Source organism: Bacillus sp. FSL R5-0593 (assembly GCF_038603755.1).
Taxonomy (GTDB): domain Bacteria; phylum Bacillota; class Bacilli; order Bacillales; family Bacillaceae; genus Bacillus; species Bacillus velezensis.
This window is the reverse complement of the sequence record NZ_CP152011.1, coordinates 3,928,925-3,955,290: the sequence shown is the minus strand read 5'-3', so window position 1 is coordinate 3,955,290 and position 26,366 is coordinate 3,928,925. Positions and strand designations below refer to the sequence as shown.

Annotated in this window: 23 protein-coding genes; 8 read left to right on the top strand and 15 right to left on the bottom strand. The window is 49.1% G+C overall.

Going from position 1 to position 26,366, the window contains the following annotated elements:
* Positions 1-14: 14 nt before the first annotated feature.
* Complete coding sequence (gene ugpC, locus NYE36_RS19725; RefSeq protein WP_061581619.1) at positions 15-1,115, top strand: sn-glycerol-3-phosphate ABC transporter ATP-binding protein UgpC; 1,101 nt, start codon at positions 15-17, stop codon at positions 1,113-1,115.
* Between the two features lie 99 nt (positions 1,116-1,214).
* A complete protein-coding gene (locus NYE36_RS19720) occupies positions 1,215-2,057 on the top strand; it encodes a polysaccharide deacetylase family protein (protein ID WP_012118785.1) in 843 nt (280 codons plus the stop codon).
* Positions 2,058-2,091: 34 nt separating this feature from the next.
* Here NYE36_RS19720 and NYE36_RS19715 read toward each other — a convergent pair whose 3' ends face one another.
* Positions 2,092-3,435 (bottom strand): 2-hydroxycarboxylate transporter family protein, encoded by a 1,344-nt coding sequence (locus NYE36_RS19715; RefSeq protein WP_265450965.1) that lies wholly within the window; start codon positions 3,433-3,435, stop codon positions 2,092-2,094.
* Positions 3,436-3,937: 502 nt separating this feature from the next.
* Between NYE36_RS19715 and NYE36_RS19710 the strand changes: the two genes are divergently transcribed.
* From NYE36_RS19710 to NYE36_RS19690, 5 genes are all read left to right on the top strand, one after another.
* Positions 3,938-5,344 (top strand): cytochrome ubiquinol oxidase subunit I, encoded by a 1,407-nt coding sequence (locus NYE36_RS19710; protein WP_007407763.1) that lies wholly within the window; start codon positions 3,938-3,940, stop codon positions 5,342-5,344.
* Entirely contained in the window at positions 5,328-6,344 is a 1,017-nt protein-coding gene (gene cydB / locus NYE36_RS19705; protein WP_053104103.1) for a cytochrome d ubiquinol oxidase subunit II, read from the top strand. The genes NYE36_RS19710 and cydB overlap by 17 nt, the downstream gene beginning before the upstream one ends.
* Positions 6,344-8,047: a thiol reductant ABC exporter subunit CydD gene (gene cydD / locus NYE36_RS19700; RefSeq protein WP_012118782.1), complete on the top strand. Its 1,704-nt coding sequence runs from the start codon at positions 6,344-6,346 to the stop codon at positions 8,045-8,047. The genes cydB and cydD overlap by 1 nt, the downstream gene beginning before the upstream one ends.
* Positions 8,044-9,774: a thiol reductant ABC exporter subunit CydC gene (cydC, locus tag NYE36_RS19695; protein WP_144664741.1), complete on the top strand. Its 1,731-nt coding sequence runs from the start codon at positions 8,044-8,046 to the stop codon at positions 9,772-9,774. The genes cydD and cydC overlap by 4 nt, the downstream gene beginning before the upstream one ends.
* Before the next feature lie 91 nt (positions 9,775-9,865).
* The gene (locus NYE36_RS19690) at positions 9,866-10,696 is read left to right on the top strand and encodes an NAD(P)H-hydrate dehydratase (RefSeq protein ID WP_052827997.1); all 831 of its coding nucleotides are present in this window, start codon (positions 9,866-9,868) and stop codon (positions 10,694-10,696) included.
* A gap of 13 nt (positions 10,697-10,709) precedes the next feature.
* Here NYE36_RS19690 and NYE36_RS19685 read toward each other — a convergent pair whose 3' ends face one another.
* On the bottom strand, positions 10,710-12,068 hold the full coding sequence (locus tag NYE36_RS19685) for a cytosine permease (RefSeq protein ID WP_326243853.1): 1,359 nt from the start codon (positions 12,066-12,068) through the stop codon (positions 10,710-10,712).
* A 316-nt stretch (positions 12,069-12,384) separates the two neighbouring features.
* Here NYE36_RS19685 and NYE36_RS19680 point away from each other — a divergent pair, with 316 nt between their 5' ends.
* Positions 12,385-13,371 carry a choloylglycine hydrolase family protein gene (locus tag NYE36_RS19680; RefSeq protein ID WP_265450962.1) on the top strand — a complete coding sequence of 329 codons (987 nt, stop codon included), beginning with the start codon at positions 12,385-12,387 and terminating at the stop codon, positions 13,369-13,371.
* Between the two features lie 38 nt (positions 13,372-13,409).
* Here NYE36_RS19680 and katX read toward each other — a convergent pair whose 3' ends face one another.
* The 13 genes from katX to NYE36_RS19615 all read right to left on the bottom strand — a co-directional run bounded on the left by katX (position 13,410) and on the right by NYE36_RS19615 (position 26,299).
* Complete coding sequence (gene katX / locus NYE36_RS19675; RefSeq protein WP_061581625.1) at positions 13,410-15,023, bottom strand: catalase KatX; 1,614 nt, start codon at positions 15,021-15,023, stop codon at positions 13,410-13,412.
* A 77-nt stretch (positions 15,024-15,100) separates the two neighbouring features.
* Positions 15,101-16,183, bottom strand: a complete 1,083-nt coding sequence (locus NYE36_RS19670; protein ID WP_076424746.1) for a glycosyl hydrolase — start codon at positions 16,181-16,183, stop codon at positions 15,101-15,103.
* A 19-nt stretch (positions 16,184-16,202) separates the two neighbouring features.
* Positions 16,203-17,147 (bottom strand): mannose-6-phosphate isomerase, class I, encoded by a 945-nt coding sequence (gene manA, locus NYE36_RS19665; protein ID WP_094032015.1) that lies wholly within the window; start codon positions 17,145-17,147, stop codon positions 16,203-16,205.
* On the bottom strand, positions 17,144-18,025 hold the full coding sequence (locus tag NYE36_RS19660) for an ROK family protein (RefSeq protein ID WP_094032014.1): 882 nt from the start codon (positions 18,023-18,025) through the stop codon (positions 17,144-17,146). Before NYE36_RS19660 ends, manA begins: the two co-directional genes overlap by 4 nt.
* Positions 18,026-18,044: 19 nt before the next feature.
* Positions 18,045-19,445, bottom strand: coding sequence for a glycoside hydrolase family 1 protein (locus NYE36_RS19655; RefSeq protein ID WP_076424744.1), 1,401 nt, complete (start codon positions 19,443-19,445; stop codon positions 18,045-18,047).
* 29 nt (positions 19,446-19,474) lie between these two features.
* On the bottom strand, positions 19,475-20,794 hold the full coding sequence (gene celB, locus NYE36_RS19650) for a PTS cellobiose transporter subunit IIC (RefSeq protein WP_012118772.1): 1,320 nt from the start codon (positions 20,792-20,794) through the stop codon (positions 19,475-19,477).
* Positions 20,795-20,812: 18 nt separating this feature from the next.
* Complete coding sequence (locus NYE36_RS19645) at positions 20,813-21,130, bottom strand: PTS lactose/cellobiose transporter subunit IIA (protein WP_007407750.1); 318 nt, start codon at positions 21,128-21,130, stop codon at positions 20,813-20,815.
* 14 nt (positions 21,131-21,144) lie between these two features.
* A complete protein-coding gene (locus NYE36_RS19640; protein ID WP_020958028.1) occupies positions 21,145-21,456 on the bottom strand; it encodes a PTS sugar transporter subunit IIB in 312 nt (103 codons plus the stop codon).
* Positions 21,457-21,608: 152 nt separating this feature from the next.
* On the bottom strand, positions 21,609-22,907 hold the full coding sequence (locus NYE36_RS19635; RefSeq protein ID WP_061581630.1) for an arsenical efflux pump membrane protein ArsB: 1,299 nt from the start codon (positions 22,905-22,907) through the stop codon (positions 21,609-21,611).
* 13 nt (positions 22,908-22,920) lie between these two features.
* A complete protein-coding gene (locus NYE36_RS19630; RefSeq protein ID WP_059367547.1) occupies positions 22,921-23,271 on the bottom strand; it encodes a metalloregulator ArsR/SmtB family transcription factor in 351 nt (116 codons plus the stop codon).
* Between the two features lie 102 nt (positions 23,272-23,373).
* The gene (locus NYE36_RS19625) at positions 23,374-24,270 is read right to left on the bottom strand and encodes an ABC transporter substrate-binding protein (RefSeq protein WP_007614657.1); all 897 of its coding nucleotides are present in this window, start codon (positions 24,268-24,270) and stop codon (positions 23,374-23,376) included.
* A 16-nt stretch (positions 24,271-24,286) separates the two neighbouring features.
* The gene (locus NYE36_RS19620; RefSeq protein ID WP_007407745.1) at positions 24,287-25,300 is read right to left on the bottom strand and encodes an iron ABC transporter permease; all 1,014 of its coding nucleotides are present in this window, start codon (positions 25,298-25,300) and stop codon (positions 24,287-24,289) included.
* Positions 25,301-26,299, bottom strand: a complete 999-nt coding sequence (locus NYE36_RS19615) for an iron ABC transporter permease (RefSeq protein ID WP_042635747.1) — start codon at positions 26,297-26,299, stop codon at positions 25,301-25,303.
* Positions 26,300-26,366: the final 67 nt, after the last annotated feature.

The window sequence follows — 26,366 nt, the reverse complement described above, 5'->3', positions numbered from 1 at the left end:
AAGGGGGAGATGACATGGCGGAACTTCGGCTGGAGCATATTTATAAGTATTACGATCAAAAAGAAGCGGCTGTCGATGATTTTAACCTTCATATTAAAGATAAAGAGTTTATTGTGTTTGTCGGTCCGTCGGGGTGCGGCAAGTCGACAACATTGCGGATGGTTGCCGGGCTGGAAGACATTACGAAGGGCGATTTCTATATCGGTGACACGAGAGTGAATGACATCGCTCCTAAAGACAGGGATATCGCCATGGTGTTTCAAAACTATGCGTTATATCCGCACATGACGGTCTATGATAATATCGCTTTCGGTCTGAAGCTGAGGAAGATGCCGAAACCTGAGATAAAAAAACGGGTCGAAGAAGCGGCGAAAATGCTGGGGCTCACAGAGTATCTGCACCGCAAACCGAAGGCGCTCTCCGGCGGGCAGCGGCAGCGGGTTGCATTAGGCCGGGCGATTGTCAGGGACGCCAAAGTGTTTTTAATGGATGAGCCGCTGTCAAATCTGGACGCAAAGCTTCGGGTGCAGATGCGGGCAGAAATTATTAAGCTGCATCAAAGGCTGCAAACAACCACAATCTATGTGACGCACGACCAAACAGAAGCACTGACGATGGCGACACGCATCGTCGTCATGAAGGACGGAAAAATTCAGCAGATCGGCACGCCGAAAGACGTGTATGAACATCCCGAAAACGTATTTGTCGGCGGGTTTATCGGCTCCCCAGCGATGAACTTTTTCAAAGGAAAGCTGACGGACGGCGCCATTCAGATCGGTTCAGCCGCTCTCAGCGTGCCGGAAGGGAAAATGAAAATGCTCCGGGAAAAAGGGTATGCCGGCAAAGAGGTTATCTTCGGCATCCGCCCGGAAGACATACATGATGAGCTGATTGTGGTAGAATCCTATAAGAATTCATCCATCACAGCTAAAATCAATGTCGCGGAATTGCTCGGGTCAGAAATTATGGTTTATTCCCGGATCGGGGATCAGGATTTTATCGCCCGGATTGACGCCCGCCATGACATACGTGCCGGTGAGGAATTGACCGTCGCTTTCGACATGAATAAAGCTCACTTTTTTGACAGTGAAACAGAAATCAGAATCCGCTCATAACGCAAAGCCGGACAGCTGGATGTCCGGCTTTTTTGATGTAACAATTTATGACGCATAACCGATATAAAAAGTAAATAGAAGACAGAAAGCAGGAAAACGATGAAACGCATGATCATGTGCATGTGCCTTTTGGCTGCCGTGTTTACGCTTGCCGCCTGCTCGGGTCATGAGGCAAGCGCCGAACAAAGCATTCCGAAGGCAGAAGCGCACCACGATAAAAAGTCTGTAAAGCGCCAAATCAAAAAAGAGCCGGATACGTCCGCCTGGGTTCAAACGAAAGGAACGGCAAGACTGCCGATTCTGATGTACCACAGCATTTCTGAGGGAAACAGCCTGCGTGTGCCGAAGGAAGAATTTCGGCAGCATATGAAGTGGCTTCATGATCACGGCTATTATACGATGACTCCTGAAGAGGCCTATCTGATGCTGACGGAGGATAAGGAGCCGCGTGAAAAATGTGTTCTGATCACATTTGATGACGGCTATACCGACAATGTGAAAGCGGCCTATCCCATTTTAAAGAAATACAAGATGAAAGCGACAATCTTTATGATCGGAAACTATATCGGGCATAAGAATCATCTGACTGAGAAGCAGATGAAGGAGATGGCCGCCCACGGCATTTCCATTCAGAGCCATACGATGAACCATCTCGAATTGAACGGGCTCACACCGCAGCAGCAGCGACGTGAAATGAAGGACTCTAAGCGTTTATTTGATCAAATGTTCGGGCAGCGGACGTCTATGATCAGCTACCCAGTCGGACGATATAATAAGGAAACATTAAAAGCCGCCGCCGCGTCAGGCTACCGTATGGCGGTTACGACGGAGCCGGGAGCGGCGTCAAGAGATCAGGGGCTTTACGGGCTTCACCGCGTCCGTGTGTCGCCGGGCATGTCCGGCGCGGCGTTTGGCTCTTATATTCAAAATGTGATGAAATAACAGAGCCTCCGCATATGCGGAGGCTTTTTTCAGTTTAATAGAATTGATGAAGCAGCAGAAGGGTGACACTCACGGTAATCGCTCCGCCGATTCTGGTCGACACTTGGGCGAACGGCATAAGCTCAAGCCGTTCAGCGGCGCTCAAGATCGCGACGTCGCCGGTGCCGCCCTGGCCGGAATGGCAGGCATTAATAATTGCCGTCTCAATCGGGTACAAATTCAGCCATTTTCCGGTCAGAAAACCGACGGCCATCATCGTGACGACGATTGATAAAATGGTAATGATGTTGCTGATCGTAAACGCCGCAATCAGCTTGTCCCACGGTGTCATTGAAACGCCGATCGCAAATAAGAGCGGATAGGTCACGGCTGTCGAGAAAAAGCGCGAGACGCCGAAGGCTCCGTTTTCAATCGAAGCCGGCGCCAGCCTGAACAGCTTAATGAGAACGGCAAGGACGAGCATCACGACAGGAGCCGGAAGCTGAAAGAAATCATGCGCCAGCATGCCGACCAAATAGAGGGAAACCGCTAAAATACCGCCCGAAGCGAAAAAGGACAAATCAAACGTTTTATCATTGGCCGGCTGTTCCAATGCGGGAGCGGAATGATCAGACTTATCAACCTTCCCGTTGCCCGTCCATTCCGGTTTGCGTTTCCCGATGACATTCAGCAAACCCGATAACATAATGGCGCACAGGCTGCCGAGCATGATGGACGGCAGCACAAGCGCAAAGGCGTCTCCCTGGGACATCGGCATAATATCGGAGTAGCCGATGGATAAAGGAATCGCGCCTTCACCGACACCCCCCGCCATAATCGGAACGACAATATAAAGCAGTGTGTGCTGAAAGCCGAGCCCGAGCAGCGTCCCGACGCATAAGCCGACTATGGCGGCCGCGATCGAGCCGGCGATCAGCGGAATAAAAATCTTGACGAAAGCTTTGACGAGCGTCTCTCTTTTCATCCCAAGAATACTGCCGACGACGATACCGGCAATAAATAAATAGAGAAAGTTGGAGCTTTCTGTGAATTCTGTTGTTGAAGTAATAATGTCTTTCGGAAGCAGGTGGTAGTAGACGACAGCGGATGGAATAAAGGTTGCGAGAATCGCAGGGCCGCCGATGGAACGCACGATCGGAATGGATTTTCCGACCTGGCCGAAGGTAAATCCGAAAAAACTCATGACGGCAATTGATGTCAGAATGTCGCTTTTTACATCACGGCTCATGACAAACACCGTAATAAGCAAGAAAAGCAGGATATAGATAGGAAGAGGAATAATGCCGATTCTTATATTCATTGCTCTGGCAAACCAGTTATCAGTCCGTTCCTGTTTTTGGATTGAATCCGTTTGCAATTTTGGTTGAAGTTCTCCCATGCTTGTTCCCCCAGTCGTTAGGTAGTGAAAAAATATCCCCATTTAAAGTATACTAAAAAATTTAAATTGTTCATATATTATGAATTTACTAGAGGGCATGCTTTCTTCACATTTTCTTTCTCAAAATGTCGATTTGGCGGGATTTTTCACCGAGAAAAGCATTTTGTTCGCCACACGAATAAAAAAGAGGTACGATATCAAAGGGACAAATATCCTAGGTGCTGACATAAAATCTCTACAAATCCGACAATAATCGGTCACAATTTCAGCCTTATTTTAGGTATATTGATCTTTTTTTTTAGGCTGAATCGTTGTAAAGTAATGATATTGAATCATTTCTATGACAGCCGCTGTCCCCCAGGGTGTACAGGCTGATATTTCAATAGTTTTGACGAATTTGTGAAACATTGAGCAAATATATCATTTTTTGTGAAATACCGAGCAATGATTTCGCTATGTTTGTGAAGTGTTGAGCAATTTACCAGATTGGAGGAAAAACATCATGAGTGAGTTGGTATTAGCCCGCATTCAATTTGCATCTACAACATTGTTTCACTTCTTGTTTGTGCCTTTGTCTATCGGGCTTGTGTTTATGGTTGCTTTGATGGAGACGCTTTATGTTGTCAAAAAACAAGAGACCTATCTCAAAATGGCTAAATTTTGGGGGCATCTCTTTTTAATTAACTTCGCTGTCGGCGTCGTCACAGGGATTCTTCAGGAATTCCAGTTCGGATTGAACTGGTCTGATTATTCCCGTTTTGTCGGAGACGTATTTGGGGCTCCGCTTGCGATTGAAGCGCTTTTGGCGTTTTTTATGGAGTCTATTTTTATCGGATTATGGATTTTCGGCTGGGACCGTTTATCTAAAAAAGTGCATTTGCTTTGCATTTGGCTTGTATCTTTCGGAACGATTATGTCATCTTTCTGGATTTTGACGGCAAACTCATTCATGCAGGAGCCGGTCGGCTTTACGATTAAAAACGGCCGAGCGGAAATGAATGATTTCGGGGCGCTTTTGACAAACCCTCAGCTTTGGGTTGAATTCCCTCACGTCATTTTCGGGGCGCTTGCGACGGGTGCTTTCTTTATCGCCGGTGTCAGCGCATTTAAATTATTGAAGAAAAAAGAAGTGCCTTTCTTCCATAAATCTTTCAAGCTTTCGATGATTGTCGGTCTGATCGCCGGTATCGGCGTTGCGTTCAGCGGACATATGCAGGCTGAGCATTTAATGGAATCGCAGCCGATGAAAATGGCTGCCAGTGAAGCGCTTTGGGATGACAGCGGTGATCCTGCCGCGTGGACGGCTTTTGCGAACATTGATACGAATAAAGAAAAAAACACATCAGAAATTTCAATTCCTTACGCACTCAGCTACTTGGCTTACCAGAAGTTCAGCGGCAGTGTGAAAGGGATGAAAACACTTCAAAAAGAATATGAAAAAACGTACGGAAAAGGCGACTATATCCCGCCTGTCAAAACGACGTTCTGGAGTTTCCGCATTATGGCGGGAGCGGGCGCGCTTATGATTTTTGCCGCGATTGCCGGCTTTATTCTGAACCGCCGCAAAAAGCTTCATACGAGCAAGTGGTATTTACGGGGCATGATCGCGCTGATCGCATTCCCGTTCATTGCGAACTCTGCCGGTTGGATTATGACTGAAATCGGCCGCCAGCCGTGGACGGTCATGGGACAAATGACGACCGCACAATCCGTTTCGCCTAACGTAACGACGGGATCTCTGCTGTTTTCAATTATCGGCTTCGGCGTCATGTACTTGATTTTAGGCGCGCTGCTTGTCTTCCTATTCGTTCGTGAAATTAAAAAAGGTGCGGACCATGATGATCACAAGGATGTTCCTGTATCAACGGATCCGTTCAGTCAGGAGGTCTACCATGGGGTCACTTCATGATCTTTGGTTTGTACTCGTTTCAGTTTTGTTTGTCGGATTTTTCTTTTTAGAAGGTTTTGACTTCGGTGTCGGCATTTCGACCCGATTTCTTGGCCATAATGAATTAGAACGCAGAGTGCTGATTAACACCATCGGCCCGTTCTGGGATGCGAATGAGGTATGGCTGCTGACAGGTACGGGAGCGATCTTCGCGGCATTCCCGAACTGGTATGCGACGATGCTGAGCGGATATTATATTCCGTTTATCATCATCCTTCTTGCTTTAATGGGCCGCGGCGTGGCGTTTGAATTCCGCGGAAAAGTGAATCATTTAAAATGGGTCAAAACATGGGACTGGGTGATTTTCTTCGGCAGCCTTATCCCGCCATTTGTATTCGGACTTATTTTCACAAGCTTGTTCCGCGGTGTGCCGATTGACGGACATATGAACATTCACGCAGGTTTTTCAGATATTGTGAACGTGTATTCCGTTCTTGGCGGAGCGGCCGTCACCCTTCTTTCATTCCTGCACGGTTTAATGTTTATCACCCTGCGCACGATCGGTGATTTACAAGAGCGTGCGAGAAAAATGGCAAAACGCGTAATCGGTGTTATCTTTCTTGTTGTACTTGCTTTCTTTGCGATGTCTGCATACGATACGGATATGTTTACACGCCGGGCAAACATCACGATTCCGGTATTCGTGCTGATTGTCATCTGCAACGTTCTTGCCGTTGTGTTCATGAGCAAGAAAAAAGACGGCTGGGCATTCGGTATGACCGGCGCGGGTCTTGCTTTGACAGTTGCGATGATTTTTATCTCTCTGTTCCCGCGCGTCATGGTCAGCTCGCTGAAAAGCGCGTATGACTTAACAGTAGCTAACGCGTCTTCCGGTGATTATTCACTTAAGGTCATGACAATTGCCGCACTGACTTTGCTGCCGTTTGTCATCGGCAGTCAGATCTGGAGCTATTACGTCTTCCGGAAACGCGTCAGCCATAAGGAGCCTATGACTTATTAATGGGAAAAGACCTGTTTCTTTATAAAGGAATGAAGCGGATTCTTGCGATCATTACGGGATTAACGATTATACAAACGGCCGCCATCATCTTGCAGGCGGAATGGCTGAGCCAGGCGGTAACCGGATTATTTAACGGGAAGCGGATTGCTTCTCTTTATCCGGTTATCGGCTTTTTCCTGCTTGCGTTTTTGGTCCGGCATGCGGTGACAACGGTCCGGCAGAAAATCGTGTACCAATATGCCGCGCAAACCGGCGCAGACTTAAGAAAAAGATTTCTTGAGCAATTGTTCCGTCTCGGCCCCCGCTTTGCGAAAAAAGAGGGGACAGGCCGGATGGTGACGCTGGCGATGGAAGGCATCAGCCAGTTCCGCCGTTATTTAGAGCTGTTTCTGCCGAAAATGGTCAGCATGGCGATTGTGCCGGCTGCCGTTGTTATTTACGTGTTTTTTCAGGATAAAACATCGGCTTTGATTCTGATTCTTGCGCTTCCGATTTTGATTGTATTTATGATTCTGCTCGGACTTGTGGCACAGAAAAAAGCCGATCGCCAATGGAAGTCCTATCAGACGCTTTCCAATCATTTCGTGGATTCGCTCCGCGGACTGGAGACATTGCGGTTTTTAGGATTAAGCAAATCACACAGTAAAAATATCTTTCATGTCAGTGAGAGATACCGCAAGGCGACGATGAGCACGCTCCGGGTCGCGTTTTTATCATCATTCGCCCTGGATTTCTTTACGATGCTGTCGGTGGCGACAGTGGCGGTGTTTCTCGGCTTGCGGCTGATAGACGGACAAATTCTGCTCGGACCGGCATTGACCGCGCTCATTCTCGCGCCTGAATATTTTCTCCCGGTCCGCGAAGTGGGGAATGATTACCACGCGACGTTAAACGGGCAGGAGGCGGGGAAAACCATTCAAGCGATTTTGGCGCAGCCCGGTTTTAAAGAAGAAAAGCCGCTCGAACTTGATACGTGGACTGACGGGGATGAATTACAGCTTACGCGTTTGTCCGTCCGAGAATCGATGTCTGAATTTCATCTGTCCTTCAAAGGGAAGAAGAAAATCGGGATTATCGGGGAAAGCGGTGCGGGAAAATCGACACTCATTGATGTGCTGGGCGGCTTTTTAGAGCCTGCGTCCGGTGAGATCAAGGTAAACGGTGAATCCCGCTCACATCTGCAGTCGGACGGCTGGCAGAAGCAGCTGCTTTATATTCCGCAGCACCCGTACATTTTTGATGACACGCTTTTGAATAATATCCGGTTTTATCATCCTGATGCTTCGCGTGAGGAAACGGCGCAGGCCGCTAGATCGGCGGGTCTTTCCGGACTGATCCGTGATCTGCCCGGCGGTCTTGACGGCCGGATCGGCGAGGGCGGACGGGCGCTCAGCGGAGGGCAGGCTCAGCGTGTCGCGCTGGCCAGAGCCTTTTTAGGAAACCGGCCGATTCTCCTTTTGGATGAGCCGACCGCTCACCTTGATATTGAAACAGAATATGAAATAAAAGAAACGATGAAAGACCTGTTTGAAAACAAACTTGTCTTTCTGGCCACTCACCGTCTTCACTGGATGCTTGAGATGGACGAAATTATCGTGCTTGATGACGGCGCAGTGGCGGAAATCGGCACCCACGACGAATTGATGGCGAAACAAGGCGTATACGCCAAACTTGTAAAGGCGCAACTGGGGGAAAGAACATGAGAAAAGAAGAATGGATTCTGCCGTATATGAAGCAAAATGCCCGTTTGTTTGTTCTTGTGATTTTTTTAGGCGCGGTGACGATTTTTTCGGCGGCCTTTCTCATGTTCACTTCCGGTTTTTTGATCTCTAAGTCGGCGACCAGGCCTGAGAATATCCTGCTGGTGTACGTTCCGATTGTAGCCGTGCGGACCTTCGGGATTGCCCGTTCAGTCTCACGGTACGCCGAGCGTCTGACGGGGCACCATATCATTCTGAAAATCGTGTCCGACATGAGGGTGCGGCTTTACAATATGCTGGAGCCGGCCTCGCTCATGCTTTCATCCCGTTTTCGGACGGGCGACATGCTCGGCATTTTGGCTGAGGATATTGAGCATTTGCAGGATGCGTTTTTAAAAACGATTTTTCCTGCGGTTTCCGCTTTGCTGCTGTATGCGGCATCCGTTATCGGACTCGGCTTTTTTTCCTGGCCGTTTGCCGCTTTTGCGGCGATTTACCTGTTTATATTGGTTGTATTGTTTCCGGTTGTGTCGCTTCTTGTGACGAGAGCGAAAAACATGAGGCTGAAAAGCGGCCGGAATACGCTCTACAGCCGGCTGACAGATGCCGTGCTCGGCGTGAGCGACTGGATGTTCTCGGGACGCCAGGCGGCCTTTATTTCCTCTTATGAAGAGAAAGAGAAGGCATGGTTTGATCTTGAAAGCAAACGTCAGCGGTTTACGAGATGGCGTGATCTCGCCGCGCAATGTCTTGTCGGCGGCTTCATATTGATCATGCTGTTCTGGACGGCGGGTCAGTATGCGGACGGCAGCATCGCCAACACGATGATCGCGGCCTTTGTGCTTGTCGTATTTCCATTGACAGAGGCGTTTCTGCCCCTTTCGGATGCGCTGACGGAAGTGCCTTCTTATCAGGATTCCATCAATAGAATGAGTCAGGCGGCTCCGGAGCTGCGAAGTCGTGAGGTGAAGCAGACAGATGAGAAACTGGATGTATCTGATGTGACACTTACATTTGATAACGTGACGTTTTCTTATGATCAGCACAGTCATGTGCTTGACCGTTTTTCCTTCACTCTCCGCCAAGGTGAAAAAATGGCGCTGCTCGGCAGGAGCGGCTCCGGTAAGTCGACCTCTCTCGCTTTAATTGAAGGCGCCTTAGTTCCCGATTCGGGCAAAGTGATGCTGAATGGGCTGGAAACTGCGGCCGTGCAGGAGCAGATTTCCTCAGCGGTGGCCGTTTTGAATCAGAAACCTCATCTCTTTAACACGAGCATTATGAACAATATCCGGCTCGGAAACGGCAAGGCGAGTGATGAAGATGTTAAGCGTGCGGCTCGGCAAGTGAAGCTGCATGATTATATTGAATCACTGCCTGACGGATATGAAACGTCCGTGCAGGAGACGGGGATTCGTTTCTCAGGCGGGGAACGGCAGCGGATCGCGCTTGCCCGTATTCTTCTCCAAGACACGCCGGTCATTATCCTTGATGAACCGACGGTCGGCCTTGATGCGGTCACTGAACGCGAATTGCTTGATACGATTTTTGATGTCTTTAAAGAGAAAACGATTCTCTGGATTACACACCATTTAGCGGGTGTGGAAACAGCCGATAAAATCGTCTTTTTAGAAAATGGAAAAGCAGAAATGGAAGGAACCCATCAAGAGCTGCTTGCAGAAAACGAACGGTACCGGAAGCTTTACCGTCTTGATGTTCCGATCAGAACATAAACAGCCGCAAGCAAGCGGCTGTTTTTTTTGTGCGGTTTAAAATCTCTTCTTGTTTGGAATATAAATAGGAGACAGAAGAGGAGGTACAGAGATGAATATAATGGATTGGACGGAACAGGATGTGAAAGATACGCTGCCGAAACGGGAGGCAGACAGCCATAAAGGGACGTTCGGGACGGCGTTATTGCTGGCCGGCAGCGAAGACATGCCGGGAGCCGCCCTTCTGGCCGGATTGGGCGCGATGAGAAGCGGTGTCGGCAAGCTCGTCATCGGTACATCGGCAGGCGTCATCCCGCTTATCGTCCCGGTGCTGCCGGAAGCGACGTACTGGCGTGACGGCTGGAAAAAAGCCGCGGCGGGCCAGCCCGGGGAAACCATCCGGGCCGCTGCCATCGGACCGGGCCTTCCCCAAACAGACGAAGTGCAGCAGGCGGCTGATCAGCTGCTTTCTGCCGATTATCCCGTCATACTGGACGCGGGCGCCATTACGAAAAGAACCTATCCAAAGAGGAAAGCCCCCGTGATCTTGACGCCTCATCCCGGCGAATTTTCCAGAATGACAGGCCTTCCGATTCAAGAGATTCAGCAGAACAGAGCGGGATATGCCGCGGAATGGGCGGAGCGGCTTCACGCCACGATTGTCCTGAAAGGAAACGAAACCATTATCGCTTTTCCCGACGGGGAATGCCGCAGGAATACAACAGGAAACGGCGCGCTTGCAAAAGGCGGGACCGGCGACACGCTGACGGGAATGATTCTCGGCATGCTGTGCTGTCATCAAGACCCGAAGCATGCCGTATTGAACGCCGTCCGCCTTCACGGTGAATGTGCGGAGTTATGGACGAAAGAGCGCTCCGCCCATACCTTATTGGCGCACGAACTTTCTGAACTGCTGCCGCGTGTATGGAAGGAATATGAATAAAGAAAAGGCGTCTTCATAGAGAAGGCGCCTCTTGTTGTTTTACCCTTGATTTCATCAGGACATAATACAGCAGCGACGGAACGGCCAGGCCGATGACCCAGGCAATGTCGCCTCCGCCGAATATTTCAGCGAGCGGCCCGATGTAAAAGGATGTATTGATGAATGGGATTTCTAATATAATCGACAAAACGAAGGCGGCCGCTGTAATCCAATTGACCCTGCCGTATTGTCCGTTGACGTCAAACATCGATTTGACGTGGTATTTTCCGCGGCGGATAAAATAGTAATCCACGAGGTTGATCGCCGTCCATGGAATTAAGAAATAACTGATGAAAAAGATGAAATTTAAAAACAGTTCCATGAAATTGCTTTGGCCCAAGAGACTTAATACAGTACCTGCTGCCGTCACATAAAGGATCATTACCACTCTCGTTTTCGGCGTCACCTTCAGTTTTAAAAACGGCTCTAAGGTAGTCGTCGTAGACATAAAGGCTCCGTATAAATTAAAGACGTTGATCGCCATTTGCCCGAACAGGACGATGATCAGCATAATAAAGGAAAACGGACCGAACAATCGGACAATCTCATTTCCCGCATTAGCGGTAAATTCCGGGAGCGCCGTCGTCAAAATGGCGCCAAGAAGCATCATCCAGATGGAACTGACTGACGTACCTGCGTAGCTGTACCAAAAAGTATGCGATGCCGGTGTTTTGACCGGCAGATAACGGGAATAATCTGCGACATATGGTGCATATGCCAGCTGCCATGTGGCCACCGCGCTGACCGCCACTAGGAAAACAGGCAGGTCTAATGAGCCGGGCACCCAGCTTCCTGAAGGAATCGGCAGTTGAAAAATAAGAATCGTTGCAGCAAAAAAAACGGCAAAGGAGGTCCAAGAGAGGATTTTCTGCATTTTGTGAATCAGATCATGACCGTAGATCGTGAGTAAAAAACAGATGGCGCTTAAGCCGATAATACACCATGAAGCCGGAATCGGTACAAAGCTGCTCAGTGTACCGGCTGCGAGAATCGTACTGCTCGCAAAGAAGCCCAGGTAGATAAACATGACCAAAAAGAGGGGCAGAATCGCTCCGATCACGCCGAATTGCGCGCGGCTTTGAATCATTTGCGGAATTCCGAGCTGAGGTCCTTGTGCGGAATGAGACGCCATAAAGATTGCGCCGATAAAGGTTCCGATAATAATGGCGGCGATACTCCAAAAGAGATCGAGCCCCATTGTAACGGGCAGTGTGCCTGTGACTAACGTCGTAATATGCATATTCGCCCCGAACCAGACGGGGAATAAATCTTTAGCCTTTCCGTGTCTTTCGTCATGCGGAATATGTTCAATCGTTCGCCTTTCTACTTTCAATAGATAATCTCCTCCGTATGTTCTTCTTTAACATAAAGACATAGCTTAACAGATTGACCTGCCGTTTACAAATTCCAGCATGCAGGAAAAACATTGTAAAGCCTCGTTGACAGCCGTTCAAAAGTTTTTTTGAAAAACGGAACAAACACTGCCGCCAAAACGATTTGCCAGGGTTTAAAAGGCATGGATATGCTTACGGACTAATATGTATTAAGGAGAAATGTGTCAATCTTTTGACGAATGGAGCCATTATTCGTTAAGCTGGAAGAATAGTTTACTTTGTGTAAATTTCATTAATGAAAAGGGGATTGATGATATGTGTACAAGTCTTACATTGAAAACGACAGACGGTAATCACCTATTGGCGCGAACGATGGATTTTGCATTTCAGCTCGGTACGGACGTCATGCTTTACCCTCGTCAGTACAGCTGGAAAAGCGAAGCTGACGGCAGGATGCATAAGACGAAATACGCATTTATCGGCATGGGGAGAAATCTCGGCAATGTTCTGTTTGCCGATGGCGTGAATGAAAAAGGGCTGTCGTGTGCGACGCTGTATTTTCCGGGCTTTGCGGGATACGAGAAAGCGGAACGGGAGGGCACCTGTCACATCGCTCCTCATGAGTTTGTCACCTGGGCCTTATCAAACTGTGAATCTCTTGAAGACATAAAGGAAAAGCTCTCAATGCTGACGATTGTAGAGAAGAAGTTAATGTTATTGGATACGGTGCTGCCTCTTCATTGGATTTTATCAGACCGCACGGGCGGCTGCATTGTCATCGAGCCGACACCGGAGGGAATGAAAGTATATGACAACAAACCCGGAGTGATGACCAACAGTCCGGAATTTCCTTGGCATGTGACCAATCTGCGCCATTATATCGGAATCAGGCCGCAGCAGTCAGAAAGCAAAACATTGGGCGGAATGACATTAACCGCTTTCGGCCAAGGATCTGGAACGATCGGGCTTCCCGGTGATTACACGCCGCCATCCCGATTCATCAGAGCCGCTTATCTGAAAGAGCATTTAGAGTCTGCCGCTCATGAAACGGATGGCGTTACGGCCGCTTTTCACGTGCTGTCCAATGTGAATATTCCAAAAGGCGCGGTGATCACAGAGGAGAATGAAATTGATTATACGCAGTATACGTCGGTCATGTGCTGTGACACCGGGAACTACTACTTTCATCTGTACGACAACCGGCAGATTCACAAAGTAAGTTTATTCCATGAAGATCTTGACCGTCCGGAGCCGAAAGTATTTGCGGCCGCGGCGGAGCAGAATATACAGGAGCTGAATTAGCTCAAAAAAAACAGGACGCGATTGTCCTGTTTTTTTATTTAATACGGATCAGACGGATGGCTTTCCTGTTCAGCCTGTTTTGCGGCTTGTGCTGTATCAGTAGTGCCGATCGGCCCGCCGCTGTTGCTTTCGGAGGCTTTTTTCAGCCCTTCCGCCACACGTTTTCCGTAGTCCGGATCTGCTTTTGTGAAATTCTCAATCATTTGATCCTGAATGTCTTTGCGGCAGGAAGAAAGCGTATTGACCAGGTTTGTGATCAATTCGTTCCGTTCAAATTCTGAAAATCGACGGTATGTTTTTCCGGCCTGGCCGAAATTATTCGACCGGTCGATCGCTTCCCGCTTCACATCGCCTTCGACATGAGGTGTATGGTCTTTCCCATCCTGCTTTGCTTCGTTGAGTCCTCCCATAATGGACGGCTCATAGTTGACGTGCGGGTTTTGTCCTTCTGCCCGATCGACCCGATACTGCATTTGCCCGCCTTCCTGGTTGGTGGCGACATGCTTTTTCGGCGAGTTGATCGGAAGCTGCAGATAGTTTGCGCCGACGCGGTACCGCTGGGTATCTGAATAGGAGAATGTCCGCCCCTGAAGTAATTTGTCATCCGAAAAATCAAGGCCGTCCACAAGCACGCCCGTTCCGAATGAGGCTTGTTCCACCTCGGCATGGTAGTTTTCCGGGTTTTTGTTCAGAACCAATTTACCGATCGGCTTCCAAGGGAAATCGTCTTTATACCACAGCTTGGTCGGATCAAGCGGATCAAAATCCAGCTCGGGGTGTTCGTCATCAGTCATGATTTGCGCATACACTTCCCATTCAGGGTAATCGCCTTTTTCAATCGCTTCATACAAATCCTGTGTCGCATGGTTAAAGTTTTTCCCCTGAATCTCTTCCGCTTCCTTCTGTGTCAGGTTGCGGATGCCCTGTTTCGGTTCAAAGTGATATTTGACGAGCACGGCTTTTCCTTCTTCATTGACCCATTTGTAGGCATGGACGCCTGAGCCCTGCATCTGCCGGTAGTTGGCCGGGATGCCCCACGGCGAAAACAAGAAAGTGATCATATGAGTCGCTTCCGGTGATTGGGAAATGAAGTCGAAAATACGCTCGCCGTCCTGAATGTTCGTAACGGGATCAGGCTGAAATGCGTGCACAAGATCCGGGAACTTCAGCGGATCACGGATAAAAAAGATTTTCAAGTTGTTGCCGACCAGATCCCAGTTGCCGTCTTCGGTATAAAGCTTAACGGCAAACCCCCGGGGATCACGCAATGTTTCCGGGGAATGCTTTCCGTGGTTGACGGTAGAAAACCGCACAAACGCCGGAGTTTTCGTTCCTTTCTTTTGAAACACTTTCGCTCTTGTGTATGTAGAAATCTCCTCGTCTCCAAAACTTCCGTACGCCTCAAAGTATCCGTGTGCCCCGGCGCCGCGCGCGTGAACGACGCGCTCGGGAATTCGTTCGCGGTCAAAGTGGCTGATTTTCTCCAAAAAATCATAATTCTCCAATGTCGTCGGTCCTCTATTGCCGACTGTCCTGACATTCTGGTTGTCAGTGACCGGATGGCCCTGCCGGTTTGTCAGCGTGTCTTCTGACTCGCCTTTACCGGTCGTCTTACTGGAAAGCGTTTCTTCGCTGTTTTTGTTATTTTCCATTGTTGAACCCTCCTTTTTGAACGGTAACAATATGCCCAGCAGAGCCGTTTCTTAAAACCGATTTTCAAAAGAAGCAGTTATTCCGCGATCGGCGTCAAGGACCCGTCGTTCCATATTTCGCCTTTGTTCAGCGTCCAGCTGTTTTGATAAAGGCTTTGCGCGCCTTGATTGGCCGCCGGACTTAATTGTTCATCCCATGTCAAAAAGTACGTTGTCTCGGGATACTTTTGCCTGATCGCATTGATAAAAGCAGCATAATCAAAGCTTCCGATATTACCGGACGGACCGGTTTCGGCAAAGGCAAACGGTTTTTTCAGAGACAGCATTTCATCATAGCCTGATATCGCATACGGATCAGTGAAGTAAGCGTCCAGACCGGTAATATCCACATAAGATGAGCCTGGGTAAAAGTCTGTTTTAAAGTCTCTGTTGGCATCCGGCGAATACACCCACAAAAGGTTATCCAATCCTCTTGTCTCTGTCATATAGCGGTATATCTTCTTGTAAAGCTCTTTGTACAGCGAGATTCTCTCATTGTCTTTTTGGTTGTAGCCTGTCAGCCCCCACCAGAACCACTCGCCGTTCATTTCATGCAGCGGCCTGAACAGAACGGTGACGCCTTGATTTTTCAGCTGAGTAAGGCCGTCGGCGATTTTGCTGAGCAGCGCCTCAAGCCGTTTTCCTTCAACAGTTGAAGGGTCCAGGATGTTTTTGTACTGGCTGTTTGAGATGGCCGTTTTATAGTTTCCGGATGGAAAAGCCGGATTTGCGAGATGCAGGCTGACCTGAGGGAGGCCGCCGCTTTTCCAGTATGAGATTAAGCTGCTGTTGCAGCTGTAATCGATAGAATCGGTGATATCCGCTGTTTCAAGCCATCCTCTCCCATAGTCACAGCCGTAGATGGCGGGAGACTGTCCCGTCGCGTTTTTCAAGCGGTTTTCCTCTGTCATTGAAAAAGTGACATCGCTATACCCGCCGAACGCCCCGGACATGACCCTGTTTTCTGAACGGTTGGGCAGGTGCGCCAGCCAGTTCATGATATCTTTTGTCGTCTGCTGGGCATTTGGGTTGACGGGATAAACGGTGTGAGCCGATATCGGACTGGCGGCTCCTAAGAGTAATAAAACGATAGACAGGCAGACTGCTAACCTTTTGAGCATATAAAAGACCTCCTGATTTTTAGGATGATGAAGGATGTGAAACGATAACCTCACAATCTCCTTCTATAACAAAATCTCCGGAATCCGCCGGCACGATAAAGTGATCGCCTTTGTGAATGGGGCATCCATCCAGTTCTCCGCGTCCTTTCATGACGCTTGCGAGTAAATACCGGCCGGGTGCGGGGAATGATGCTTTCCCGCTCACATCCCATTGATAAACTGAAAAGAAAGGTGTTTCGGCGAGTATCGTAATCAGAGCATCTCCAATCCGATGCTTTGTGCTTTTTACATTTTCATCGGTATGGGGAATGTCTGTTACGTCAATTGCTTTCTGAAGATGAAGCTCGCGTTTATTCCCGTTCCCATCCGTCCGGTCATAGTCGTAAAGCCGGTAGGTGGCATCAGAGCTTTGCTGGATTTCAAGAACGAGCGTACCTTCACATAAAGCGTGCAGTGTGCCGCTCGGGACATAGAAAAAGTCGCCGGGCTTAATGGGGATGCGGCGGAGCAGGTGATCCCACTCGTTTCGTTCAATGAGCCGAACGAAGTCTTCTCTCGTTTGGGCGCGGTGTCCTAAAATGAGCTCCGCGTCTTTTTTGCAGTCCAACACGTACCAGCATTCCGTTTTTCCGAGTTCTCCGTTTTCATGCCGATGTGCATATGCGTCATCCGGATGCACCTGTACGGATAAGTCCATATTTGCGTCAAGAATTTTTGTAAGCAGGGGAAAGGCGTCTTCTTTCGGATGTCCGAACAGGTCAGGGTGTTCATTCCAGAGACGGTGTAATGATGTTCCGGAAAAAGGCCCGTTCCGCACGATGGATGTGCCGTGAGGATGAGCTGAAATCGCCCAGCACTCGCCCGTCCGCTCAGAAGGAATCTCATACCCGAATGTATCGCGCAGCTTCGTCCCGCCCCATAATCTTTCTTTAAAAACCGGTTCCAAAAATAAGAGTTTCGTCATTTTTCCGCCTCCCGGTTTGCCGCCTTTAATGCGCGCTCCGCCAATACGAGCGAACCGGCCGCGCCGGAGTGAATCCCTAATTGAGGGGGAACGATGTATTTTTCAATATCAGGCAGATCAATATATTGATTCAGCCGCTTTTTCACGTGCTGACGGATAGAAGAGAACAGCTGCCGCTGCTTCATGACGCCTCCGCCGAGAATGATCTTTTCCGGCGAAAGTATGAGAATATACTGCACAAGCGCTTCGGCAATATAATAGCCCTCAAGCTCCCACACTTCCTGCTGATCCGTGAGCAAAAATGCTTTTTTCCCCCAGCGTTTCTCAATGGCGGGGCCTGCCGCGAGGCCTTCCAGACAATCTGTATGGTATGGGCAATTGCCTTTGTAGCCGTCGTCCGGATGTCTTCTGACATAAATGTGGCCCATTTCAGGATGAGACAGCCCTTGAACAAATCTGCCGTTCATGATGGCGCCCGCGCCGATGCCTGTGCCGACCGTCAAATACAGGCAGCTGTCCGCGTTTTTGGCCGCGCCGAAAGAAGCTTCTCCGAGCGCCGCCGCATTCACGTCGGTGGTGAAGCCTGCGGGAATATCCAGAGCGCTTTTGATCGTTTGAAGAATAGGGCAGTTCCGCCAGGCTGTCTTCGGCGTCGCGGTGATGCACCCGTATGTTTGACTGTCAGGACGGATATCAATCGGCCCGAACGAACCGATGCCGATGGCGTCTATCGGGAAATCTGTAAAGTAACGGATGACCTGTCTGAGTGTGTCATCCGGTTCTCCCGTCGGAAACTCTGCTCTGTCCAGAATGGTGCCGTCTCTTTGTCCGGCGGCACAGACAAATTTCGTGCCGCCGGCTTCAATACCTCCAAGCATGGCCGTCCCTCCTCATCTGTTAAAATCCGTTTTGATCGGAAACGGATTTGAACCAGCGGCCGCTTTTTTTGACGGTCCGTTCGCCCCCGTTTTCCAGATTGACAGATACAAAGCCGTAGCGGTTTTTATAAGCATTTGTCCAAGACCAGTTGTCCATGAAAGTCCACAGGTGATAGCCTTTTACATTTGAACCTTCTCCGATGGCCCGATGCACCCATTTGAGATGTTCCTGGATAAATTCAATCCTGTAATCATCCTGAATGATGCCGTTTTCATCGCGGAAGCGTTCCTCGCCTTCAACTCCCATGCCGTTCTCAGAAATAAAACACTCGATATTTCCGTAATGTTCTCTGAGATTGGTAAGAATGTCGTAGATTCCTTTTTCGTAAATTTCCCACCCGCGGTGAGGGTTCATTTTCCGGCCGGGCATGACATACGGATCGAAGAAACGCTCAGGCAGGAAAGGGGCATGCGGATTCGGAACATATTCTTTTGCCTTGACGCGCCTCGGCTGATAGTAGTTCACGCCTAACAGGTCGACCGTATGCTCCTGAATGAGGCGGAGATCTTCTTTCTCATAATGCGGCAGAAAGCCTTCCGCCTTGAGAATCTCGACAAGCTCCTCAGGAAATTCGCCCTTTACGGCGGGATCTAAAAATGAGCGGTTGAAAAAGGCGTCGGCAATCCGGGACGCTTTGACATCTTCTGGATGTGAGCTTCTCGGATAAGAAGGCGTCAGATTCAGAATGATTCCGATTTGTCCGTCCTGTTTCAATTCTCTGTAGGCTTTGACAGCCCTTGCATTCGACAGCAGGGTATGGAAACCGGCCTGCACCGCTTCTTGAAAATTAACGTGATTCGGGTAATGAAAATCATATAAGTAGCCGCCTTCAATCGGCACAATCGGCTCGTTGTGAGTGAACCATTTTTTCACCTTGTCACCGAATAGCGAAAAGCAGGTTTTGGCGTAATGTTCAAACGCGTCAACGGTGTTCCGGCTGACCCAGCCCCCCTTACGCTGAAGGGCGAGCGGCATGTCAAAGTGAAACAAATTGACAAACGGCTCAATATGATGGGCAAGCATTTCATCGATGACGTCCTGATAAAACGCGACCGCTTTCTGATTGACCTCGCCGGTTCCGTCCGGAATCAATCTTGACCAGGAAATAGACAGCCGGAAGGAGTTATGGCCGATTTCTTTCATCAGCCGGATATCCTCCTTGTATTGATCGTAAAAACGTGACGTGTCGCCGGGGCCGACGCCGTTAAAAAAACGGCTCGGCTCTTTTTCATACCAGTAATCCCATATGTTTTGGCTTTTTCCGTCTCTGTCAGCGGCGCCTTCTGTTTGGGTGGCGGATGCGGAAGAACCCCACCAGAATCCTTCCGGAAAACGATATTGAATATTTGATTCAGTCAATTGATTTCTCTCCCTTACTGCGATTTTGATTACATACTCATGCTGTCATCCCGGGCATGCTGCTCGGTCTCAGCTTCTTTTTCCTTTGCCATGTTTAATTTGTCCAGCGCTTTAAGAAACGGGAACCAGATGACAAACACAATACAGAGGTTGACCAGCTGCATAATGCCGCCCATGACGGAATTGGTCGCCATAATCCCGTTAATGAAAAGGGGGACGGTCCAAGGCACGGTCACGCCGGTAGGAGGGGGCACGATCCCCGCCGACATGGCCAGGTAGGTGACAAGGGTGACAACCATCGGCGCGATCACCCACGGAATGATAATGATCGGGTTCATCACGATCGGCAAACCGAAAATAACCGGCTCATTGACGTTGAAAATGCCTGGCGCGAGACCGAGTTTGGATATCTGTTTCATCTGTTTGCTTTTCATAAAAAGCAAGATGGCGATCACTATGGCCAATGTCATTCCGGTTCCGCCCATTCCGACGGTGTAAATCTCCATAAACGGCTTAGAAATAATATGGGGAATCTCTTTCCCCGCTGTATACGCTGCCAAATTTTCGACCTGTAATGTATTCCAAATCGGGTCCATCACGGAATTGATAATGATTTGTCCGTGAAGTCCGAAAAACCATAAAATCTGAATAAAGAAAACAGCGATTAATGTAGGAATGATGCCGCTTCCAAGTCCGACAAGCGGTGCTTGAACCGTATGATAAATGACATCATGCAGATTGGTGTGAAAGATCTGGGTGACAGCCGCATTGATCAAGAGGAAGACGGTAAGCGTGATAAAAGCCGGAATCAATGCGGCGAACGATTTAGCAACAGCCGGAGGAACACCGGCAGGCATCTTAATCGTTAAGTTTCTCTGAACGATTCTTCTGTAGATTTCACCTGACAAAAACGCGGTCATCATGCCGAGAAACATCCCTTTTGCTCCAAGCCGGTCAACCGGAATGACGCCTGCGACCGCTTTGCCCGTTTCCGGCTCTAAAACGAACGGGGTGAGCAGCAGAAAAGAAACCAATGCGATCGCTCCGCCGAATACGGCCTCCACTTCGTAGCTTTTGGAAAGGTAATAGCCGATCCCGAAGACGACAAAAATGGACATAATCCCCATCGTCGCCGTCGAAGCGCCGCCAAATCCGGATTGAAAGACAGACAGGGCGGAGCTGCTCATGATTTTGTTTAAAAACGGCAGGTTCGTCAGCACGACGAACACCGAACCGAAAATGGTCAGCGGAAACGCCAGCATAAAAGCATCCCGTAAGACTTGCAAGTAGCGGTTATTGTTTAATTTTCCCGCGATCGGAACAAGGAATTGGCTGATTTTCTCAAACACGTCTTCACCCCCGGCTTTTTATAAATTCTTTGATTGAAATAAGTCGAGCATTTCTTTGACGAGCTCTTTCATTGAAAGCGCTGACATTAAGTGATCTTCAGCATGCATAAAAAGCAGAGAGACATCCGTCTTGGCGCCGCCGGCTTCTTTTTGAATCATCTGAAAATGGATGTCGTGCGCTTTCCCCAGTTCTTCTTCAGCCTTTGTCAGAAAGGTGTCTGACTCATCTGTCCGGCCGTCTTTATATGCGCGTATCGATTGAATAATATTGCTGCGGGCATTGCCGCTGTGAAGAATCAGCTGAAAACTGATCTGTTCATCCGTGTACGTTTCCATGCTTATCGCCTCCTTTATTTGTTCTCTATCAAGGCAACGGCCTGTTCGTATGCTTTTTTGCCGTCTCCCATGCCGTAAGCCATCATGTCAATCACATCAACGGTGATGTGAAGCGGGTCCGCATCTTTTTGAAGCTCACCTTTTAAAAAACTCATCTGCGGGCCGATCAGTACGACGTCTGCGTCTTTCATCGCTTCTTTTGCTTTATCCTGTCCGACTGCCCAAATCTCGGCTTCCTCACCGATGGAGCGGGCGTAATTCTGCATTTTCGTAACAAGAAGGCTGGTGGACATGCCTGAGCTGCAGGCTAATAAAATTCTTTTCATGAGGAATCCCTTCTTTCATAAAGTTAAAACGTTTTCATGAATATTATAATCTTTTGAAATTAAATGTCTATACTTTTAAAATATAAAGTTTTACTTTTCGGATTTTTGACACAAAAAAACCTTTTAAGATTCAACTTAAAAGGTTTTTCATCTCAAGCGAGCCATAACAGCCATAAATAAAGTCCGATCAGGGTGATGAATAACGTCGGAATGGTTAATATCAGACCTGTCTTGAAATACATTCCCCAGGAAATTTTCACGTTTTTCCGGCTTAGCACGTGGAGCCATAACAACGTCGCCAGCGATCCGATCGGCGTGATTTTCGGCCCGAGGTCCGAACCGATAACATTCGCGTAAATCAATGCTTCTCTCATCAGCCCGTGAGTTTCCGTTCCGCTGATGGCTATGGCGTCAATCATCACCGTCGGCAGGTTATTCATAACGGAGGAGAGGATCGCCGCGATAAACCCCATTCCGAGTGTGCCCGCAAACAAACCGTGATCCGCCGCTTTCTGTATAAGCTGAGAAAGAAGATCCGTCAGTCCGGCATTCCGCAAGCCGTACACGACAACATACATGCCGACAGAAAAAAACACGATGGCCCACGGGGCGTCCTTGATGACTTGTTTCGCAGGGACGGCGGGGCTTCGCTGCGCCAGAATGAGAAAAATGACCGCGATGGAGCCGGCAACGAAGGAAACGGGTATCGACAGCAGTTCGCTGACGAAATATCCGATCAATAAAACGGCCAGCACAGCCCACGATAACCGGAAAAGGCGTTCATCCTTAATCGCGGATGCCGGATGTTTCACAAGACCGGTGTCATACCGTTTCGGAATGTTTTTTCTGAAATAGAGATACAGCACCAAAATGCTTGCCGCCAGAGAAAAAAGGTTGGGCACCAGCATGCGTGATGCATATTCAATGTATCCGATATGAAAGTAATCGGCGGATACAATATTGACCAAATTGCTTACAACGAGCGGAAGCGAGGTGGTGTCGGCGATGAATCCTCCGGCGATAATAAAAGGAAAAACCAGCTTTTCAGGTAAATTCAAAGCCCGCACCATCGCCAGTACGATCGGGGTCAAAATGAGCGCCGCTCCGTCATTGGCAAATAGGGCGGAGACAACAGCCCCTAAGACCGACACATAGAGAAACATCCGCAGCCCGCTGCCTTTGGCCGCCATGGCCATATGCAGCGCGGCCCACTCAAAAAAACCGATACTGTCAAGAATCAATGAAATGATAATAATGGCGATAAAGGCAAGTGTCGCATTCCAGACGATTCCCGTCACTTCCGCGATATCGTGCAGGCTGACTGCTCCGGCGATCAAAGCGAGGACCGCTCCGCCGCAGGCAGACCAGCCGATTGATACATGTTTCGGCTGCCATATGACAAACACAAGTGTCAGCACAAAAATCAGCGCTGATAAAACCGCAACTCCCAAGAATATATCCCCCTTACCGGCATGTAACAGTGACTTCTTTTTGCCGCAATGTCTGTAAAACTTCGTCCTTTTCATCTATCTGCTGCAGAATCGAGCAAACCAGCGCGTATTCCGGACCGGACGGATGAATGGCATAGTACCGCCACTGACCCTCGCGTCTTTCCCGCACAAGGCCGGCGTTCTTTAATTTCCGCAAGTGCTGGCTGATGCCGGGCTGACTTATATCAAAAATAGCCGTCAGCTCGCAGACACAATATTCCTTATCCTTCAGAAGCTTCAGCATCAAAAGCCTCGTCGGGTCGCTTAGAAGTTTGAGGCACTGGCTGATCCCTTCGGAACTTAAAGCATGATGCCTCCGTTCCATGCGCTCACTCCTTTTTTATACTATTATATAAGCAGATGTTTATATAAGTAAACGACAATATAAAAAAGCCGGCCTTGCACTTTTTGCAAAACCGGCTCATGTTTATTTTTGGAACAGTTTTTTCGCTTCATCCATTGCTAATTTATTTCCCAGTGCTGAATAATCAAGCCAAGGCTGATCGGCAATTTTATAGACGTGGTTTGCTTTCACGGCCTTCAGCCCTTTCCATACAGCGCTTTTTTGCAATTCTTTATAGGCTTGCTGTGATTTGTCGTCTCTGTTAACGACGACGAAAATCGCATCTGCGTTGTAATCAGGCAGAACTTCTTGAGAAATGACTTCATAAGGGCGGGAGGTGTTCATTTCTTTAATGCCGTCAGCCGGTTTCAGCTTCAGATCGTCAAACAGAATCGGTCCCATCGGACGGCGTGTGCTGAAGACGCGAAGCTCTTTTGCGTTCACGCGGATCGCCATGACTTTGGCGTTTTTCCCTAATTCCTTATTCATCATGGATCTGACTTGTTTTGTTTCATCTTCGTAATCTTGAATAAATGTTTTCGCTTCTTTTTCACGGTTGACGATTTTTCCGATATCTTTTAGATGATCGCGCCAAGTGCCTTTATCAAGGTCGAAAACGTGTGTGTTTCCGATTTTCTTGTATTTTGACACATCTTTTCCCGCAAATTCTTTATCAAGATAAATGTTGTCTGGATTCAGCTCAAGTAAGGCTTCCATATCCGGGTCTGAGGCAGGTCCGAGTTTTTTCGTGTCTTTCAGCTGATTTTTCACATGAGGGAGAAAATCTTTTAATTCTCCGCCCACGACGGAACCGGCAGGTGTAACGCCGAGAGCCAGCAGATCATTTGTCAGGTGAATGGACATCGAAGCGATTTTATGATCGCCGGATTTCTTTTTTGACTCCGGCTGTGTTGAATCGGATTGGCAGGCAGCCAATAAGAAAATACACATGAAACTGATGAGCGCAATTATTTTTTTCATGGGAATACTCCTTGTTTTATGATTTGATTTTCATGACGAGATAGAGAAAATACGGCGCGCCGATGGCTGCCGCAACCACGCCGGCCGGAATGGCGTTCGGCTGAAACAAAGACCGGCCGATGGTGTCTGCCGCGACAAGAATGACAAGTCCGATTAATCCCGCAATCGGAATAATATGCTGATGCATGGTGCCGACGAGCCGTCTTGCCAAGTGAGGGGCGGCAAAGCCGATAAAGCCGATTCCGCCGGCCATCGCGACGCTCGCGCAGGACAAGCCGACCGCTATGGCGATCAGCATGATCCTTTTTCTCTGCACGTGTGCGCCGAGCCCCGCGGCTGCCTGGTCACCGAGCATTAAAATATTCAAAGAGCGGGCGTTAAGCCATGCAAGCGGTGCGAGAATGCCGATCCAGGGCAATAGCGACCACACGTGAATCCAATCCCTGCCCCAGACGTTTCCCACCAGCCAGCGGGAAGCGAATGTATAAGTTTCTTCATTCAGTCGCAGCGACATAAACAATGTAACGGCGCTGAAGCCCGCGGAAACGGCGATCCCGACTAACAGCATGCGGATCGTTAAAAAACCGTTCAGCCTGTCGTACGTAAGCACTACGATCAGCAGGGCGGCGAGTGTTCCGCCCGCAAACGTAAACAGCGGGATGAACATCGATGCCTGCGCCTCCAGGGAATGAAAGAACGTGATATACATCATCAAACCGAAGGAAGCGCCGGCATGCAGTCCGAGAATGCCCGGATCGGCAAGCGGATTTCGGGATACACCCTGCAAAATAGCGCCCGACACTCCTAAACCGATGCCGGCCAGCATCGTCACCAGAATCCGGGGAAGCCGGTAATCGAATAAAACGGTTGTGCTTTGAAACGTGCCGTATCCGAACAGCGTTTTTCCCACCGTGAGAGGAGAAAGCCGGAATGAGCCCGTATGCAGCCCGATCAGAATAATGCAAACGGCGATGACCAGCAGAATGAGTCCTGCCGCCGCCGCTTTTTTTGTTTCTTTCTGCACTTTCATTTATAAGTCTCTCCCTTCCTTGCGGGCAATATAAAGAAAGAAAGGGACACCGACAAGTGCGACCATAATGCCTATCGCCAATTCCCTCGGGGGACTGACCGTGCGCGAGGCCAGGTCAGCCAAAATCAATAGAATCGCGCCGAGTAACGCGGACATCGGAATAATCAGCCTGTACGTAACGCCGACGATCTTTCGCGCGATATGGGGAATGACCAGCCCGACGAAGCCGATCGCGCCGGCAGCGGAAACAGACACACCGGCAAGAACGACGGCGATCATTAATCCGGCGGCACGCGTCAGCGCCGTGTTCACCCCTAAATTCGCCGCCACGTCATTTCCCATTGAGAGAAGGGTGACGGACCGGCCCATGAATGTCGCGAGAATGATGAAGACCGCAATCACGGGAACAAGGACTTGTAAATGAGCCCACTTGATCCCTGACACCCCGCCGGCGTACCAGAAGGCCAAATCCTGGCTTAAATCGTAATAAATCGCCACACCGGTACTGAGTGAATGTAAAAGAGCGGCTACGACCGCCCCGGCAAGCGTTACTTTTAAAGGTGTCATGCTGCCTTTTCCCGCCGCACTGATAAAGAAAATCAAGCCGGTGCTTGCCAGTGCTCCCAAAAATGACATCACCATCAGCAGGGCGTATGATAAATGAGGGAAAAAAGCAAAACTGAGCGCAACAACAAACATGGCGCCCGCGTTTACGCCTAAGACACCCGAATCGGCAAGCGGGTTTCTCGTGACACCCTGCATGAGGGCGCCGGCTGCGGCAAAAGCGGCTCCTGTAACGGCCGCCCCGAGCACCCTCGGAAGACGCAATTCATGAATGATCTGCTGGCCCGTTATATTCGGATTGTAATCAGCAACAGCCGACCAAACCGTATGTAAAGTAATGTCTTTCGCACCGAATGAGACGGCGAAAAAAATAGATACAAGCAGCCCGATCACAGCGATCAGGAAGAAAACCCCGTTTTTTAAGATGCTGATCAGACGGTTTGCGGACCTGACAGAATCGCTCAAAAATCAATTCACCTACTTTTATGATCATTGTCCGGTA

Excerpts from the sequence above, each read along its gene's own strand:
- NYE36_RS19715 (WP_265450965.1), bottom strand. The coding sequence starts at position 3,435 with ATGGGAGAACTTCAACCAAAATTGCAAACGGATTCAATCCAAAAACAG.
- NYE36_RS19620 (WP_007407745.1), bottom strand. The coding sequence starts at position 25,300 with ATGAAAGTGCAGAAAGAAACAAAAAAAGCGGCGGCGGCAGGACTCATT.
- manA (WP_094032015.1), bottom strand. The coding sequence starts at position 17,147 with ATGACGAAACTCTTATTTTTGGAACCGGTTTTTAAAGAAAGATTATGG.
- NYE36_RS19690 (WP_052827997.1), top strand. The coding sequence starts at position 9,866 with ATGAATATAATGGATTGGACGGAACAGGATGTGAAAGATACGCTGCCG.
- NYE36_RS19670 (WP_076424746.1), bottom strand. The coding sequence starts at position 16,183 with ATGCTCAAAAGGTTAGCAGTCTGCCTGTCTATCGTTTTATTACTCTTA.
- ugpC (WP_061581619.1), top strand. The coding sequence starts at position 15 with ATGGCGGAACTTCGGCTGGAGCATATTTATAAGTATTACGATCAAAAA.
- NYE36_RS19660 (WP_094032014.1), bottom strand. The coding sequence starts at position 18,025 with ATGCTTGGAGGTATTGAAGCCGGCGGCACGAAATTTGTCTGTGCCGCC.
- NYE36_RS19625 (WP_007614657.1), bottom strand. The coding sequence starts at position 24,270 with ATGAAAAAAATAATTGCGCTCATCAGTTTCATGTGTATTTTCTTATTG.
- katX (WP_061581625.1), bottom strand. The coding sequence starts at position 15,023 with ATGGAAAATAACAAAAACAGCGAAGAAACGCTTTCCAGTAAGACGACC.
- cydD (WP_012118782.1), top strand. The coding sequence starts at position 6,344 with ATGGGAAAAGACCTGTTTCTTTATAAAGGAATGAAGCGGATTCTTGCG.
- cydC (WP_144664741.1), top strand. The coding sequence starts at position 8,044 with ATGAGAAAAGAAGAATGGATTCTGCCGTATATGAAGCAAAATGCCCGT.
- NYE36_RS19640 (WP_020958028.1), bottom strand. The coding sequence starts at position 21,456 with ATGAAAAGAATTTTATTAGCCTGCAGCTCAGGCATGTCCACCAGCCTT.
- NYE36_RS19680 (WP_265450962.1), top strand. The coding sequence starts at position 12,385 with ATGTGTACAAGTCTTACATTGAAAACGACAGACGGTAATCACCTATTG.
- cydB (WP_053104103.1), top strand. The coding sequence starts at position 5,328 with ATGGGGTCACTTCATGATCTTTGGTTTGTACTCGTTTCAGTTTTGTTT.
- NYE36_RS19630 (WP_059367547.1), bottom strand. The coding sequence starts at position 23,271 with ATGGAACGGAGGCATCATGCTTTAAGTTCCGAAGGGATCAGCCAGTGC.
- NYE36_RS19720 (WP_012118785.1), top strand. The coding sequence starts at position 1,215 with ATGAAACGCATGATCATGTGCATGTGCCTTTTGGCTGCCGTGTTTACG.
- NYE36_RS19710 (WP_007407763.1), top strand. The coding sequence starts at position 3,938 with ATGAGTGAGTTGGTATTAGCCCGCATTCAATTTGCATCTACAACATTG.
- NYE36_RS19645 (WP_007407750.1), bottom strand. The coding sequence starts at position 21,130 with ATGGAAACGTACACGGATGAACAGATCAGTTTTCAGCTGATTCTTCAC.